The 16,460-nt window shown below is 45.6% G+C and carries 13 protein-coding genes; all 13 read left to right on the plus strand.

The features are described 5' to 3' along the window. The first annotated feature begins 21 nt into the window (after positions 1-21). The 13 genes from ispC (at position 22) to R7F64_RS17365 (ending at position 16,354) form a co-directional block, all read left to right on the plus strand. A complete protein-coding gene (gene ispC / locus R7F64_RS17305; protein ID WP_047102607.1) occupies positions 22-1,227 on the plus strand; it encodes a 1-deoxy-D-xylulose-5-phosphate reductoisomerase in 1,206 nt (401 codons plus the stop codon). Beyond that, positions 1,227-2,585: a sigma E protease regulator RseP gene (gene rseP, locus R7F64_RS17310; RefSeq protein WP_047102606.1), complete on the plus strand. Its 1,359-nt coding sequence runs from the start codon at positions 1,227-1,229 to the stop codon at positions 2,583-2,585. The genes ispC and rseP overlap by 1 nt, the downstream gene beginning before the upstream one ends. 44 nt (positions 2,586-2,629) lie before the next feature. Then, positions 2,630-5,044 (plus strand): outer membrane protein assembly factor BamA, encoded by a 2,415-nt coding sequence (gene bamA / locus R7F64_RS17315; RefSeq protein WP_042521413.1) that lies wholly within the window; start codon positions 2,630-2,632, stop codon positions 5,042-5,044. Positions 5,045-5,057: 13 nt separating this feature from the next. Beyond that, the gene (locus tag R7F64_RS17320; protein WP_005391804.1) at positions 5,058-5,567 is read left to right on the plus strand and encodes an OmpH family outer membrane protein; all 510 of its coding nucleotides are present in this window, start codon (positions 5,058-5,060) and stop codon (positions 5,565-5,567) included. A gap of 6 nt (positions 5,568-5,573) precedes the next feature. Continuing rightward, positions 5,574-6,605 (plus strand): UDP-3-O-(3-hydroxymyristoyl)glucosamine N-acyltransferase, encoded by a 1,032-nt coding sequence (gene lpxD / locus R7F64_RS17325; RefSeq protein WP_262607097.1) that lies wholly within the window; start codon positions 5,574-5,576, stop codon positions 6,603-6,605. Positions 6,606-6,837: 232 nt separating this feature from the next. Continuing rightward, positions 6,838-7,290: a 3-hydroxyacyl-ACP dehydratase FabZ gene (gene fabZ, locus R7F64_RS17330; RefSeq protein ID WP_005380349.1), complete on the plus strand. Its 453-nt coding sequence runs from the start codon at positions 6,838-6,840 to the stop codon at positions 7,288-7,290. 1 nt (position 7,291) lies between these two features. Next, complete coding sequence (gene lpxA, locus R7F64_RS17335; RefSeq protein ID WP_005380357.1) at positions 7,292-8,080, plus strand: acyl-ACP--UDP-N-acetylglucosamine O-acyltransferase; 789 nt, start codon at positions 7,292-7,294, stop codon at positions 8,078-8,080. A 119-nt stretch (positions 8,081-8,199) separates the two neighbouring features. Then, positions 8,200-9,339 carry a lipid-A-disaccharide synthase gene (gene lpxB / locus R7F64_RS17340; protein WP_017636041.1) on the plus strand — a complete coding sequence of 380 codons (1,140 nt, stop codon included), beginning with the start codon at positions 8,200-8,202 and terminating at the stop codon, positions 9,337-9,339. Between the two features lie 9 nt (positions 9,340-9,348). Continuing rightward, positions 9,349-9,984, plus strand: coding sequence for a ribonuclease HII (rnhB, locus tag R7F64_RS17345; RefSeq protein ID WP_318071928.1), 636 nt, complete (start codon positions 9,349-9,351; stop codon positions 9,982-9,984). Positions 9,985-10,065: 81 nt separating this feature from the next. Beyond that, positions 10,066-13,545 carry a DNA polymerase III subunit alpha gene (gene dnaE / locus R7F64_RS17350; RefSeq protein ID WP_006741668.1) on the plus strand — a complete coding sequence of 1,160 codons (3,480 nt, stop codon included), beginning with the start codon at positions 10,066-10,068 and terminating at the stop codon, positions 13,543-13,545. Positions 13,546-13,591: 46 nt separating this feature from the next. Then, on the plus strand, positions 13,592-14,551 hold the full coding sequence (accA, locus tag R7F64_RS17355; RefSeq protein ID WP_005380365.1) for an acetyl-CoA carboxylase carboxyl transferase subunit alpha: 960 nt from the start codon (positions 13,592-13,594) through the stop codon (positions 14,549-14,551). Between the two features lie 107 nt (positions 14,552-14,658). After that, positions 14,659-15,969: a tRNA lysidine(34) synthetase TilS gene (tilS, locus tag R7F64_RS17360; protein ID WP_053349817.1), complete on the plus strand. Its 1,311-nt coding sequence runs from the start codon at positions 14,659-14,661 to the stop codon at positions 15,967-15,969. 70 nt (positions 15,970-16,039) lie between these two features. After that, entirely contained in the window at positions 16,040-16,354 is a 315-nt protein-coding gene (locus tag R7F64_RS17365) for a c-type cytochrome (RefSeq protein WP_033905507.1), read from the plus strand. Positions 16,355-16,460: the final 106 nt, after the last annotated feature.

Raw genomic sequence — 16,460 nt, forward strand, 5'->3', positions numbered from 1 at the left:
GCTTTCTAACGGTCTTACAACATGCAAAAGTTAACGATTCTTGGTGCTACTGGATCAATTGGTGCAAGCACGCTTAAAGTGGTCGAACAAAACCCAGATCTGTTTTCTGTCGTTGCCTTAGCGGCAAGCACTAACGTTGAAAAGATGATCGGTTTATGTCGTCATTGGCAACCTAAGTATGCGGTCATGGCAGATAAAGCTGCGGCGTCTCAACTTCAAGCTGAGCTACACTCGGTTTCGCCAGGTACCGAAGTGCTAGGTGGTGTTGATGCGCTATGCCATATTGCTTCGCTGGACGAGGTCGACAGTGTAATGGCTGCTATTGTAGGAGCCGCTGGCTTATTGCCTACCATGGCTGCCGTGAAAGCAGGTAAGCGAGTCTTGTTGGCAAATAAAGAAGCACTTGTAATGTCAGGCCAGCTATTTATTGATGCCGTTGAAGAATTTGGCGCAGAGCTACTTCCCGTCGACAGTGAACACAACGCCATTTTCCAATGTTTACCGCAGCAAGTACAAACCAATCTGGGTCGTTGCAATTTACAAGAACATGGCATTTCTCATATTTTGTTGACTGGATCTGGTGGTCCTTTCCGTTACACTGACATCGCAGAACTGGAGCAGGTGACACCCGCGCAGGCGATTGCTCATCCAAACTGGTCGATGGGGCCAAAAATTTCTGTTGACTCTGCCACGATGATGAATAAAGGCCTTGAGTATATCGAAGCTAAGTGGCTATTTAATGCTGCTCGCGAACAACTGAAGGTGGTTATTCACCCTCAATCGGTAATTCATTCTATGGTTCAGTATCGTGATGGTTCGGTCTTGGCACAAATGGGAGAAGCGGATATGGCGACGCCAATTGCGCTCACCATGTCATACCCGTCAAGAGTGGAAGCTGGGGTTAAGCCGCTAGACTTCACGAAAGTTGGTGAGCTGACGTTTTTGCAGCCTGATTTTGCTCGTTACCCATGTTTAAAACTCGCAATTGATGCTTGTTATGAAGGTCAACACGCAACAACGGCATTGAATGCAGCTAATGAAGTCGCTGTTGATGCATTTTTAAATAACAGACTAGGTTTTACCGATATTGCTCGCATCAATGAGTCTGTGTTGAATAAAATCAACGCAAGCTGCAAAGCTGAGAATGCGAATAGCTTGGAAAGCTTGCTCGAGCTAGATAGAATGGCACGAACTATTGCCCTAGAAACCATACGCGAGCGTAGCTGATGACTGGTATATTGTGGAATCTCATTTCTTTTATCGTCGCACTGGGCATTCTTGTTACCGTGCACGAATTTGGGCATTTTTGGGTTGCTCGCCGTTGCGGCGTTAAAGTTGAAAAGTTTTCAATCGGTTTCGGCAAGTCTATTTGGAGTAAAGTAGGCAAAGACGGAACGGAGTACAGCATCTCAATGATCCCTCTCGGCGGCTATGTGAAAATGGTTGATAGCCGTGTCGATGAGGTGCCAGAACATGAGAAGCACCTAGCGTTTGATAAGAAGCCGTTATGGAAGCGAACCTCTATTGTTGCGGCTGGCCCCATCTTTAATTTTCTTTTCGCAATTTTTGCCTATTGGCTGGTATTTCTAATTGGTATCCCGGCTGTTAAGCCTGTAATTGGTGAAGTTACGCCCAATTCGATTGTTGCGGAAGCTGGAATTGAATCTGGAATGGAACTTAAATCGATATCTGGTATCAAAACTCCGGATTGGGAATCAGTAAATATGGGATTGATTTCTCATATTGGCGATGATTTGATGACGGTAACACTAACGTCAGCGAATGAAGTTGGTTCAGAAGTAACGAAAACGCTCGATTTACGTGAGTGGAAGTTCGACCCAGAAACTCAGTCAGCGATGCAGTCGTTAGGTTTTACTCCGTATACACCGGAGGTGTATCGAGTTATCGAGCAGGTCTCGCAAGGTGGAGCGGCGGAAAAAGCCGGTGTGCTTCCAGGTGATGAGGTTGTCGCAATTGGTCAACAACGCGTGACCGAATGGAAGCAAGTAGTTGAAGCGGTTCGTTCTAATCCTGATACACCGCTTGAATTGACGGTGTTACGTCAGGGTTATGAGCAAACATTGACGCTGACGCCCGGTAGCCGTGAGCTAGCTAACAAAGAAGTCGTTGGTTTTGCAGGTATTGCACCTAAAGTCGCAGAATGGCCAGAAAGTTATCGCTTCGATCTTCAGTTTGGTGTATTCGAGTCAATAGGTAAAGCAGTAGACAAAACTGGCCAAGTCATTGGTTTGACAATCAGCATGCTTAAGAAGCTTATTGTTGGAGACGTTGGTCTGAATAATCTGAGTGGACCAATATCAATAGCCAAAGGCGCAGGCGCGACAGCAGATTATGGTTTGGTCTACTTTTTAGGTTTTCTCGCTCTAATTAGTGTTAACCTAGGTATTATTAATCTCGTTCCTTTACCAATGTTGGATGGCGGTCATTTGTTGTTTTTTGCAATTGAAGCAGTCATTCGACGTCCTGTTCCTGAGAAAGTGCAGGAAATGGGCTTTAGAATTGGTGGTGCGATCATCTTCTCGCTCATGGCGTTAGCGCTATTTAATGATTTTACTCGTCTGTGATAGTTCAGAGACAAAAGCAGTAGCAAGGAATAATTAGAACAAGTATGGCGATTAAGCGAATTCTATTTGCAAGTTTACTGGCGACCAGTGTATCTGCAAATGGAGCAGAGAACTTCGTAGTTCAAGATATTGAAATCGATGGATTGCAGCGTGTAGCACTGGGTGCTGCATTGTTGAAAATGCCTGTACGTGTCGGTGATACCATTGGCCAAGGCGATGTTGCAGAAATTATCCGCGCCCTGTATGCATCTGGTAACTTTGAAGATGTGAAAGTGTTGCGTGACGGTGGTGTTCTGATGGTTCAAGTCAAAGAACGTCCTACCATTGCAAGCATCTCTTTTTCAGGTAACAAAGCAATCAAGGACGAGCAGCTACAAGAAAACCTGAACGCGTCTGGCGTTCGTGAAGGTGAAGCGCTTGACCGCACCACGCTAAGCAACATTGAAAAAGGCTTAGAAGACTTTTACTACAGCGTAGGTAAATACAACGCAACAGTAAAAGCGGTGGTGACTCCACTACCACGTAATCGTTCTGACCTTAAGTTTGTCTTTACTGAAGGTGTGTCGGCAAAAATTCAGCAAATCAACTTTATCGGTAATGAAGTGTTCAGTGATGAAGAACTGCTTTCGCGCTTTAACTTAAATGTTGATGTGCCGTGGTGGAATTTCCTTTCTGATGAAAAGTATCAAAAGCAAGTCCTTGCAGGTGATATTGAAGCACTCAAATCATTCTACCTGGATCGTGGTTACTTAAAATTTAACGTTGATTCGACACAAGTTGCAATCTCTCCTGACAAGAAAGGGGTATACATTACTCTTGGTCTAGAAGAGGGCGAGGTTTACACCGTTAAGAACGTGAAGTTCCGTGGTGATTTGATTGGCGAGGAAGCGACGTTCGAAAGACTTGTGCCATTTGAAGACAATGAGACATACAACGGCTCGTTGGTTACTTCAATGGAAGAAGGGATTAAGCGTGTGCTTGGTGAGTCTGGTTATGCTTATCCTCAAGTGAATACCATTCCAGAGTTTGACGACGAGAATCAAGAAGTTTCTTTGGTCGTTAACGTAGACCCGGGTAACCGAATTTATGTTCGTGATATTCGCTTCACGGGTAATAACTCAACCAAAGATGAAGTCCTTCGTCGTGAAATGCGTCAGATGGAAGGCAGTTGGTTGAACTCGAAATCGATTGAAACGGGTAAAACTCGTCTAAATCGTTTGGGCTACTTTGAAAATGTTGAAGTACAGACGGTTCGAGTTCCTGGTAGTGATGATCAAGTTGACCTAGTTTATTCTGTCAAAGAAGCGAACTCTGGTAGCGTTAACTTCGGTGTTGGCTACGGTACAGAATCGGGTGTGAGCTTCCAGGTTGGCCTGCAACAAGATAACTTTATTGGTAGCGGTAACCGTGTTGGTATCAACGCGATGATGAATGACTACCAGAAAAACATCAGTCTTGATTACCGTGATCCGTACTGGAACTTAGACGGTGTAAGCTTGGGTGGTAAGGTTTTCTATAACGAATTTGAAGCGAAAGAAGCCAATATCGTTGACTATACCAACGAAAGCTATGGCGCGAGCTTAACGTGGGGCTTCCCATTCGATGAGTTGAACCGTTTTGAATTCGGTGTCGGTTATACGCACAACAAGATCGGTAACTTATCGCCTTACTTGCAGGTAGAGCAGTTCTTACGAGCACAAGCAGACAACATTGATTCTAGTGGAGCGTTGAACACAAACGACTTCGACTTCAATATCTCTTGGACACGTAATAACTTAAACCGTGGCTACTTCCCTACGGCAGGTAACCATCAGCGTGCATTCTATAAAATGACCGTACCTGGCTCTGACGTTCAATACTTCAAAATGCAGTACGATGTTCGTCAGTATGTGCCATTGACTAAAAAGCATGAGTTTACCCTCTTGTTCCGTGGCCGCTTAGGTTACGGTAATGGTTACGGTCAAACGGATGGCAACGATAACTTGTTCCCATTCTACGAAAACTACTACGCAGGTGGCTTTACATCGCTTCGTGGCTTTGGCTCAAACTCTGTTGGTCCTAAAGCGGTTTACCGTGATACATCTGGTTCAAACAATGGCGCAGATACAGCAACAGATGACTCTGTTGGTGGTAACGCCGTAGCGCTAGCAAGTGTTGAGTTGATTGTCCCAACACCATTTGCATCAGAAGAAGTACAAAACCAAATTCGTACCAGTATCTTCTTTGATATGGCAAGTGTTTGGGATACGGAGTTTGACTACCGCGATTCAGGTGCGGAATATGGTGACCGTTACTACTACGATTACTCAGATCCAACCAACTACCGCTCTTCTTACGGTGCGGCGTTGCAGTGGATGTCTCCAATGGGGCCACTAGTCTTCTCACTAGCGAAACCAATTAAGAAATTTGATGGCGATGATGAAGAGTTCTTCACATTCACTATCGGTAGAACTTTCTAAAGAGGAAAATATTTTGAATAAAATGATCAAAGCGGCTGGGATTGGCCTTCTTGTACTGAGCTCTTCAATGTTTGCAAATGCGGCAGAAGCTGCACAGAAAATTGCTTACGTAAATACAGCTCAAGTTTTTCAAGCTCTTCCTCAACGTGAAGTTGTACTACAAAAAATGCAGAAAGACTTCAAAAGCAAAGCTGATGAACTGAAGTCAATCCAAGCACAAGCTAAAACAAAGATTGAGAAGCTACAACGTGACGGCGAGCTTTTGGGTCAAGACGAAGTTGAAAAGCTACGTATCGATATCGCGAAGCTAGACAGCGAGTACAAAGTGAAAGCACAAGCACTTGAAAAAGCAAGTGCGCGTCGTGAAGCTGAAGAAAAAGCGAAGCTTTTCAAAACGATTCAAGATGCAGTTAAGAAAGTCGCAGACAAAAATGGTTACGATCTTGTGATTGATATCTCTGCTTTGCAGTACGGCAAGCCAGAATACAATATCTCTGAAGACGTAATTAAAGCTCTAAAATAAGAAGTTATGAAGACATTAACATTAGCCGAATTGGCGACAATTACCGGGGGTGAGCTGTTTGGTGACGAGTCTCTCGTTGTAAGCCGTGTTGCCCCAATGGATAAAGCACAAGAAGGTGACGTAACCTTCTTGTCTAACCCAAAATACGCAAAACACCTTTCTGAGTGCCAAGCTACCGTTGTTATGGTAAAGGCTGAGCATAAAGATCAATGCGTTGGAAGTGCGCTAGTGGTTTCAGACCCTTATGTCGCATTTGCTCGTGTGGTCCAAGCGATGGATACCACACCAACACCGGCAGACGATATTGCAACAAGTGCTGTGATTGCCGGCGACGTTAAGATGGGTGAGAACGTTACAATCGGCGCTAACGCTGTGATTGAAACGGGCGTAGAACTCGGCGATAACGTAAGCGTTGGCGCTGGTTGTTTTATCGGTAAGAACGCCAAGCTAGGGAATAACACTAAGCTTTGGGCTAATGTCACTATCTATCATGAAGTGTCATTGGGTGATGACTGTCTCGTTCAATCGGGTACCGTCATTGGCTCTGATGGCTTCGGTTATGCGAATGACAAAGGCGAGTGGATCAAAATTCCTCAGCTTGGTTCAGTGCGTATCGGTAACCGCGTTGAGATTGGTGCTTGTACTACGATTGACCGCGGTGCACTCGAAGATACTATCATTGAAGACAATGTCATTCTGGATAACCAACTTCAAATCGCGCACAACGTGCAGATCGGATATGGTACCGTGATGCCTGGTGGTACTATTGTCGCAGGCAGTACAAAAATTGGTAAGTACTGCCAGATTGGCGGCGCGTCTGTTCTGAATGGCCATATCACTATCGCAGATGGTGTGGCGATTACAGGTATGGGCATGGTAATGCGCAGTATCGAAGAAAAAGGCCTTTACTCATCAGGTATTCCACTACAAACGAACAGAGAGTGGCGTAAAACTGCAACTCGAGTTCACCGTATTGATGAGATGAATAAGCGCCTAAAAGCGGTTGAAAAACAGCTGGAACAGAAAGAAGAAATTTAGAACAAGTTATCTTTCGCTCTGTATTTAACGTGAAAGCTAACAGGCTCTAGTTCCATATTCTGTACGAAGACTCGCGAAATGCGGGTCTTTTTCTTCTATAATGACGCGCTCTAAGTAGATTTAACTCCAAGATGGTGCGTATTTTGCTAGTATATTGCAAAGCGATTCGGCTTTACGACCTGTTGCCACGTTTGCCATCTTGGCGGCAAAAAATTGATATAGGAAGACGACTTTGACTACTGAAAAGAAAACGATGAACATCTCTGAAATTCAAGAGCTACTACCTCATCGCTACCCATTCTTATTGATCGACCGAGTGATAGACTTCCAAGAAGAGAAGTACCTTCACGCGATTAAAAACGTGTCGGTTAACGAACCTCAGTTCACAGGTCACTTTCCTCAACTACCAGTATTCCCAGGTGTTTTGATTTTAGAAGCAATGGCTCAGGCAACAGGCTTACTTGCATTTAAATCATTTGGTGCACCAACAGAAAATGAACTGTACTACTTTGCAAGCGTAGACGGCGCGAAATTCCGTAAACCAGTGGTTCCGGGCGACCAATTGGTTATTGAGGTAGAATTTCTGAAAGAACGTCGCGGCATTGCTGCATTTAGCGGTGTAGCAAAAGTTGACGGCGAAGTGGTATGTTCTGCAGAACTGAAGTGTGCTCGTCGAGAGTTTTAATATGATTCATGAAACCGCTAAAATCCACCCGGCAGCGGTGGTAGAAGAGGGCGCCAAAATTGGTGCTAACGTAACAGTAGGTCCTTTTACGTACATCACCTCTACGGTTGAAATTGGTGAAGGCACAGAAGTGATGTCTCACGTTGTGATCAAAGGTCACACGACTATTGGCAAAGATAACCGTATTTTCCCACATGCTGTCATCGGCGAAGAAAACCAAGACAAAAAATACGGTGGTGAAGACACAACTGTGGTTATCGGTGACCGTAACGTCATTCGTGAAGCGGTCCAAGTTCACCGCGGCACAGTGCAGGACAAAGCAACCACGATCATTGGTGATGACAACTTATTGTGTGTGAATGCACACGTTGCGCATGATGTTGTTATTGGTAACCACACTCATATCGGTAATAACTCGATTCTTGGTGGTCACGTTACTGTTGATGATTATGCTGGTGTGATGGCACTGTCTGCGATTCACCCGTTTTGTACAGTGGGCGCTTACGCATACATTGGCGGCTGCTCAGCAGTGGTGCAAGATGTCCCAGCTTACGTACTCGCGCAAGGTAACCACGCCACACCTTTCGGCTTGAACCTTGTTGGCTTGAAGCGTAATGGCTTTGAGAAACCAGAGATTCGTGCGCTACAAAAAGCGTATAAAGAAATCTACCGTTCAGGTAAGACGCTAGAAGAAGTGAAGCCTATTCTAGCTGAAATGGCTCAAGAGTGGCCAGCAGTGAAGCGTTTCTCAGATATTCTGGAAACGACGGAACGTGGCATTATTCGTTAATTGGCGAATGAACCAATAAATAAAAAGATCGTGACCGAATTTGAGGTTACGATCTTTTTGTGTTTTATGGATAAGGCAAACCGTTATCCATAGCGCACAGGAAAAATAGCGAAGTAGATATGGAAAGACCATTACGTATTGGCATCATTGCCGGAGAATTGTCTGGCGATACGCTAGGTGAAGGCTTTATCAAAGCAGTAAAGCAACAATATCCAGACGCAGAGTTCGTAGGCATTGGTGGTCCGAAAATGATAGCCCAAGGTTGCGAGTCTCTGTTTGATATGGAAGAGCTTGCGGTGATGGGATTAGTCGAGGTTTTAGGCCGCTTACCGAGACTTCTTAAAGTGAAAGCTGAGCTCGTTCAGTATTTTACTCAGAATCCGCCTGATGTTTTCATCGGGATCGATGCTCCTGACTTCAACTTACGCCTGGAGCTTGACCTCAAGCAAGCGGGCATTAAAACCGTTCATTACGTGAGTCCGTCTGTTTGGGCTTGGCGTCAGAAGCGCATCTTTAAAATAGAAGCGGCAACGAACTTGGTGCTAGCATTTCTTCCGTTTGAGAAAGCGTTCTACGACAAATTTAATGTACCTTGCGAGTTCATTGGTCATACCTTGGCTGATGCCATCCCACTAGAATCAGAACAAGCGCCTGCACGTGAGTTGCTTGGTTTAGAACAAGATAAAAAGTGGCTTGCTGTCCTGCCAGGCAGTCGTGGTAGCGAGTTAAAAATGCTCTCAGAGCCGTTTATTGAAACCTGCAAGTTACTCCATAAAAAATTTCCAGAACTGGGGTTTGTTGTCGCGCTTGTTAATCAAAAACGCCGTGAGCAGTTTGAACAAGCATGGAAAGAGCTAGCGCCAGAGTTGGACTTCAAGTTAGTTGATGACACCGCACGCAACGTCATCACCGCATCCGATGCTGTGATGTTGGCCTCCGGTACCGTAGCGTTGGAGTGTATGCTTCTCAAGCGTCCAATGGTGGTGGGTTATCGTGTGAATGCATTTACTGCTTTCTTAGCTAAACGTCTATTGAAAACGAAGTATGTGTCATTGCCGAATATCTTGGCGGATGATGAGCTCGTCAAAGAATATCTACAAGATGAGTGCACACCAGACAATTTGTTTACTGAGGTTTCTCGCTTATTGGAAAGCGACAATAAACCGATGTTAGATAAGTTTACGGAAATGCATCATTGGATCCGTAAAGATGCGGATCAACAAGCCGCAAACGCGGTTCTAAAACTGATTGAAAAATAGAGATTTATCATGGCTGTTAAACCAAAAGCGACCAAAACCAAAGTTGAACTCCCTCCGTTTGAATATCCGCAAGGTTATCAGCTTGTGGCCGGAGTCGACGAGGTCGGACGTGGCCCTTTGGTGGGAGACGTCGTCACCGCTGCGGTTATCCTTGATCCTAACAATCCTATTGAAGGGTTGAACGATTCGAAAAAATTGACCGAAAAGAAACGCATGGCGTTGCTTCCTGAAATCAAAGAAAAAGCATTGGTGTGGGCGGTCGGGCGTTGTTCTCCTGAAGAAATCGATCAACTGAATATTTTGCAGGCGACTATGGTTGCGATGCAGCGTGCAGTGGCGGGGTTACAGGTTCAACCTGATTTGGTGTTGATTGATGGTAACCGTTGTCCGGAGCTGCCAATGGATGCTCAAGCTGTAGTAAAAGGCGATCTACGTGTTGCCGAAATCAGTGCGGCTTCAATTATTGCCAAAGTCGTGCGTGACCAAGAGATGGAAGAGTTGGATAAACTTCATCCACAATTTGGCTTCGCGAAGCACAAAGGTTACCCAACTAAAGCGCACTTTGAAGCGATTGAGCAACACGGAGTGATCAGTGAACACCGCAAGAGTTTCAAGCCAGTAAAAAAAGCGTTAAGCATAGAATAATCAAACGATCTAATTGGTGTTATAAACCCAACCTCTTTAGGTTAGAATCCCCAACAAAATAGAGTTACACGGTACCTGTTAATGTCAGATCCCAAATTCATCCACCTGCGTGTTCATAGTGACTTCTCGATGGTGGATGGCCTCAACAAAGTTCCGCCAATCGTAAAGAAAGTTGCTGAGCTCGGTATGCCCGCAATGGCGTTGACCGACTTTACCAACCTATGTGGTTTGGTGAAGTTTTACGGTACGGCGCATGGCAGTGGTGTTAAACCGATCATTGGTGCTGACTTTAAAATGCAGTCGGACGAGTTTGGTGAAGAGCTGACACAAGTGACTTTGCTTGCGGCGGATAATGTAGGTTATAAGAACCTGACGTTATTGATATCAAAAGCGTACTTACGTGGACATGTTCAACACCACCCAGTGATTGATAAAGCCTGGTTGGCTGAAATGTCTGAAGGCTTGATTGTATTATCCGGCGGTAAAAGCGGAGAAATTGGTCGCGGCCTTTTGAAAGGCAACCGTCAAATAGTGCAAGGGTGTGTTGATTTCTATAAACAGCATTTTCCAGATCGCTTTTATCTTGAGCTACTTCGTACCGGTCGTCCAGATGAAGAAACTTATCTTCACTTTGCGGTTGAATTGGCAGAGCAGCAAGACTTGCCAGTAGTGGCGACCAATGAAGTTGTATTCCTGAGTCCAGACCTATTTGATGCTCATGAAATACGCGTAGCGATTCACGATGGTTACACATTAGAAGATCCGCGTAGGCCAAAAAACTACAGTCCGCAGCAATATCTTCGTACAGAAGAAGAAATGTGCGAGCTGTTTGCTGATATTCCTGAAGCGTTAGAAAACAGTGTCGAGATAGCGAAGCGTTGTAACGTGACTGTGCGCTTAGGGGAGTACTTCCTACCAGCTTTCCCAACCGAAGGGATGAAAGAGACTGAGTTCCTAGTCATGAAATCCCGAGAGGGGTTGGAAGAGCGTTTAGAGTTCCTATTTCCAGATGAGGAAGAGAGAAAACGTCGCCGCCCTGAATATGATGAACGTCTTCAGATAGAGCTAGATGTTATCAACCAAATGGGATTTCCTGGTTACTTCTTGATCGTAATGGAGTTCATCCAGTGGTCAAAAGATAATGGAATTCCTGTCGGTCCTGGACGTGGTTCCGGTGCTGGTTCTTTGGTGGCTTACGCACTAAAAATCACCGATCTGGATCCACTAGAATACGACTTGCTGTTCGAACGTTTCTTGAACCCAGAACGTGTTTCGATGCCCGATTTCGACGTCGATTTCTGTATGGATAAACGTGACCAGGTTATTGACCACGTTGCGGAAATGTACGGTCGTGACGCGGTGTCTCAGATCATCACGTTTGGTACCATGGCGGCAAAAGCGGTAATCCGTGACGTTGGCCGCGTATTGGGCCACCCATTTGGTTTTGTTGATCGTATTTCAAAGCTGATCCCGCCCGATCCAGGTATGACGCTAGATAAAGCGTTTAAAGCTGAACCTGCACTACCTGAATTGTATGAGGCCGATGAGGAAGTTAAAGAACTCATCGACATGTGTCATATTTTGGAAGGCTGTACGCGAAACGCCGGTAAACACGCTGGTGGTGTTGTAATTTCACCTACAACAATTACCGATTTTGCGCCAATTTATGCAGACGCTGAAGGTCACTTTCCGGTTACTCAATTTGATAAAAACGATGTTGAGACCGCTGGCCTAGTTAAGTTTGACTTCTTGGGTTTACGTACCTTAACCATTATTGACTGGGCGTTAGGACTGATTAACCCACGCCTAGAGCGAGAAGGGAAAGAACCGGTTCAAATTGAATCCATACCGTTAGAAGACCCTGCCTCTTTCCGTTTGTTGCAAAACTCTGAAACGACAGCAGTATTCCAGCTTGAATCTCGAGGCATGAAAGAGCTGATCAAACGACTTCAGCCAGACTGTTTCGAAGACATTATCGCATTGGTAGCACTCTTCCGTCCGGGTCCTTTGCAATCGGGCATGGTAGATAACTTTATCGACCGTAAACATGGCCGAGAGGCGATCTCTTATCCAGATGAAAAGTGGCAACACGAGTCTCTAAAAGAGACGCTTGATCCAACCTACGGCATCATCCTGTACCAAGAGCAGGTAATGCAGATTGCGCAGATCTTAGCGGGTTACACGCTAGGTGGTGCGGACATGCTCCGTCGTGCAATGGGTAAGAAAAAGCCAGAAGAGATGGCAAAACAACGTGCTATCTTTGAAGAAGGTGCGATAAAGAACGGTATCGATGGCGAGTTGGCGATGAAAATCTTCGACTTGGTAGAGAAGTTCGCCGGTTATGGTTTTAACAAATCGCACTCTGCTGCTTATGCATTGGTTTCTTATCAAACTCTTTGGCTGAAAACACATTATCCTGCCGAATTTATGGCTGCGGTAATGACAGCCGATATGGATAACACGGAAAAAGTCGTTGGCTTGGTCGATGAGTGTTTCCGTATGAAGCTCACCGTGCTGCCACCAGACATCAACTCTGGCCTATATCGCTTTAATGTTGATGAAAATGGCGCAATTGTTTACGGTATTGGTGCGATAAAAGGGGTAGGTGAAGGTCCTATCGATGCGATTCTTGAGGCGAGAAATAAAGGTGGTCACTTTAAAGACCTGTTTGATTTCTGTGCTCGAGTTGATCTAAAACGCGTCAATAAACGAGTGATAGAGAAGCTGATTTACGCGGGTGCGTTGGATCGACTAGGCCCACACCGCGCGGCGATGATGGCGTCACTCAATGATGCGGTAAAAGCAGCAAGTCAACATCACCAAGCTGAAGCGTTTGGTCAAACGGATATGTTTGGTGTGCTAACGGATGCGCCTGAAGAAGTAGAGCATAAGTATACGCAGGTTCCGCCTTGGCCAGAAAAAGTGTGGTTAGAGGGCGAGCGTGATACCCTAGGCCTATATTTGACAGGGCACCCAATTAACGCCTACGTAAAGGAACTAAACAAATACACCAGTTGTCGACTAAAAGACGCAACGCCCACTCGCCGCGACCAATCTGTCACGGTAGCCGGCCTGGTTATTGCCGCTCGTGTAATGACGACCAAGCGTGGTACACGAATTGGTATTATGACACTGGATGACCGAAGTGGTCGCATGGAAGTGATGTTGTTCTCAGATGCGCTGGATCGATACGCTGAACTTCTCGAAAAAGACAGAATTTTGGTCGTTTCTGGACAGGTCAGCTTTGATGACTTCAACGGTGGCCTTAAAATGTCGGCGCGTGAAGTTATGGATCTCGGCAGTGCGCGCGAGAAATACGCTCGTGGTTTGTCGGTATCGATAGATGCAACTCAGATCAACGATCAGTTTTTTGAGCAGTTCAGCCGTATTTTAGAACCGCACAAAGCCGGAACCGTACCCGTCAATGTATACTACCAGCGTGCCGACGCCAGAGCGCGGTTAACATTGGGCACCGAGTGGCGAGTAACGCCAAGTGATACATTACTCGACGATTTAAAACAGTTACTTGGCAAAAGCCAGGTAGAACTCGAATTTAACTAAAAATTCAGCGCAATATGTTAGACGCTGAGTAAACAAGGATTCATAGATGAGCCTAAACTTTCTTGAATTTGAAAAGCCAATTGCAGAACTAGAAGCGAAAATTGAAGCACTACGTGATGTCTCTCGTCACGGTGGTGATTCTGCGATTGACCTGGATAAAGAAATCGAACAGCTTGAGAAGAAAAGCTTAGAGCTGAAGAAAAAAACCTTCAGTGACCTAGGTGCATGGGAAACAGCTCAACTGGCTCGTCACCCACTACGTCCTTACACGCTGGATTACATCCAACACGCTTTTGAGGAGTTTGATGAATTAGCGGGTGACCGCGCGTTTGCAGACGACAAAGCGATTGTGGGTGGCATGGCTCGCCTTGAAGGCCGCCCTGTGATGATCATTGGTCACCAAAAAGGTCGTGAGACCAAAGAAAAGGTGAAACGTAACTTTGGTATGCCGAAACCAGAAGGCTACCGTAAGGCTCTACGCTTGATGGAAATGGCAGAGCGTTTCAACATGCCGATCATCACATTTATTGACACGGCTGGCGCATACCCAGGTGTGGGCGCAGAAGAACGTGGTCAATCTGAAGCTATCGCGAAAAACCTAAAAGTGATGTCTGGTCTTAAAGTACCAGTAATCTGTAACGTTGTCGGTGAAGGCGGTTCTGGTGGTGCATTAGCAATCGGTGTAGGCGACTACGTGAACATGCTTCAGTACTCTACGTACTCAGTAATTTCTCCTGAGGGTTGTGCTTCAATCTTATGGCGTGATTCAGACAAAGCGCCACAAGCGGCAGAGGCAATGGGCCTAACTGCTCCGCGTCTTAAAGAGCTTGAACTGATCGACGAAATCATTGAAGAGCCACTAGGCGGCGCTCATCGCGATCATGTTCAAATGGCAGCGAATATGAAAGCGACACTACTTCGTCAGCTAGAAGATCTAGAACAATTGGATGAAGAGACGCTACGTGAGCGTCGTTACCAGCGTCTAATGAGCTACGGTTACTGTTAATTTCGGTGATTGCTATTAAGCGTTAGCTGATATCTCAAGTGATAACAGTTAAAATAGAAAGGGTTGGATGAGAGTCCAGCCCTTTTTTTGTACCTATCGGATCGCTTATGGAATCGCTTTACCCGCATTTTGCTCAAGTTCTCGGCCGCTACTATCAATTAGGCACTAAGGTTGTCTTGGCGTTTAGCGGAGGAGTGGATTCACGTCTTTTACTCGAATTACTCAGTCGCTACCAACAAGCGCACTCTGTAGAGTGTCACGCTGTGTATGTGCACCATGGTTTAAGCTCGAATGCCGATAATTGGGCCGATAAATGCTTACTTTGGGCACAACAAGTGGGGATATCGTGCTCGATCGAGCGAGTGAGCTTAGACATCAGCAATGGTGAAAGTATTGAACTTCTTGCTCGTGAAGCTCGCTACCAAGCCTTAACTAAGTACATTCAAGAAGGTGATATACTGTTGACTGGTCAACATGCCGACGATCAAATAGAGACTTTTCTCCTTGCGCTTAAGCGCGGCAGCGGGCCTAAAGGGTTATCTTCGATGGCGGAGAGTATGCCGTTTTCTTGCGGATCTCTAGTTCGACCATTGCTTACTATCAAGCGGAAGACCATCGAAGAAGCCGCTACTAAATTAGGCTTGGAGTGGGTGGAAGACGAAAGCAATCAAGATACCCGTTATGATCGTAACTTTCTTCGTCATTGTGTTATTCCTGAATTGTCTGGTCGCTGGCCGAGTATCCATCAAGCGGTTCAGCGCAGTGCAAGTTTATGTGCTCAACAAGAAGCGCTATTGGATGAACTATTGAGCGCGGTGTTTGAACGCGCTTTACAAACGGATCTAAGTTTGAGTATTGAAGAACTGGCTAAGCACAGTGGATTAGCGCGTGCGCGCTTGATTCGTATGTGGCTGTCTAAGCTTAATACTAGTATGCCGACTCAGGTACAACTCAATCTCATCTGGAATGAAGTCGCATTAGCTCAGCAAGATGCCAACCCCAAACTACAACTTAAACAAGGTGAAGTGCGCCGTTTTCGAAATTGTCTCTATTGGGTAACGGAAACGGCTGACGTCACTGAGTGGCAAAGTACGATTCAAGTTGATGCGACTTTGTCGCTGCCAGAGCGGCTAGGGGAGCTGACCTTAACGACGAGTTCTAGCAACGCAACGATTGCGCTTCCGAGTCAGCCAGAATTGCTTCGCGTGACCTTTAATCCGGAAGGCTTATCAGCGCATCCAACCACGCGTAATCACAGTCGAAAACTGAAGAAGTTGTTCCAAGAATACAATGTGCCAAGCTGGCTGCGTCGTCAAATTCCGATTTTGATGTATCAAGACCGAGTCGTTGCTGTGGCAGATCTGTTCGTTGATCAGGCATTTAATGGTCAAGATTGTGAACTTATTTGGCGCAGGTAATGAAAATTCATGCCACAATGTCGATTATAAAATATAAAAATCCTTAAATAATAATTGATTAGGTGAAGCAATGAAGAAAACAATCATGGGTGCAATGGTGGCGTTAACCATGTTCAGTGGGCAAGCTCTAGCTGCGGGAGATGTCGCAGCAGGTCAAGCAAAGTCGGGAGTATGCGCGGCGTGTCATGGCGCTGATGGTATTGCTGTCATTCCGGGTTACCCAAATCTGAAAGGGCAAAATGAGCAATATATTATCAGTTCAATTAAAGCTTATAAAAATAAAGAGCGAACAGGTGGGCTTGCTGCTGTGATGCAAGCTCAAGCTTCATTGTTGTCTGATGAAGACATCGCTAACCTAGCGGCTTACTACGCAAGTTTGAAGTAAACGCGAGTCTGAAGTAAAGCTTGGACGATTGGGCATTGAGCAGTCCTCATTGGGTTTTATCAACTCACGATATTCGCTATGTTAATTTGCTCAGCCTGGATTTTCG

This window comes from Vibrio sp. Vb1980 (assembly GCF_033338615.1).
GTDB lineage: Bacteria > Pseudomonadota > Gammaproteobacteria > Enterobacterales > Vibrionaceae > Vibrio > Vibrio alginolyticus.

Bases quoted from the DNA above. Each gene is read 5' to 3' on its own strand.
- ispC (WP_047102607.1), top strand. From the start codon at position 22: ATGCAAAAGTTAACGATTCTTGGTGCTACTGGATCAATTGGTGCAAGC.
- rseP (WP_047102606.1), top strand. From the start codon at position 1,227: ATGACTGGTATATTGTGGAATCTCATTTCTTTTATCGTCGCACTGGGC.
- bamA (WP_042521413.1), top strand. From the start codon at position 2,630: ATGGCGATTAAGCGAATTCTATTTGCAAGTTTACTGGCGACCAGTGTA.
- lpxD (WP_262607097.1), top strand. From the start codon at position 5,574: ATGAAGACATTAACATTAGCCGAATTGGCGACAATTACCGGGGGTGAG.
- lpxA (WP_005380357.1), top strand. From the start codon at position 7,292: ATGATTCATGAAACCGCTAAAATCCACCCGGCAGCGGTGGTAGAAGAG.
- lpxB (WP_017636041.1), top strand. From the start codon at position 8,200: ATGGAAAGACCATTACGTATTGGCATCATTGCCGGAGAATTGTCTGGC.
- rnhB (WP_318071928.1), top strand. From the start codon at position 9,349: ATGGCTGTTAAACCAAAAGCGACCAAAACCAAAGTTGAACTCCCTCCG.
- dnaE (WP_006741668.1), top strand. From the start codon at position 10,066: ATGTCAGATCCCAAATTCATCCACCTGCGTGTTCATAGTGACTTCTCG.
- accA (WP_005380365.1), top strand. From the start codon at position 13,592: ATGAGCCTAAACTTTCTTGAATTTGAAAAGCCAATTGCAGAACTAGAA.
- tilS (WP_053349817.1), top strand. From the start codon at position 14,659: ATGGAATCGCTTTACCCGCATTTTGCTCAAGTTCTCGGCCGCTACTAT.
- R7F64_RS17365 (WP_033905507.1), top strand. From the start codon at position 16,040: ATGAAGAAAACAATCATGGGTGCAATGGTGGCGTTAACCATGTTCAGT.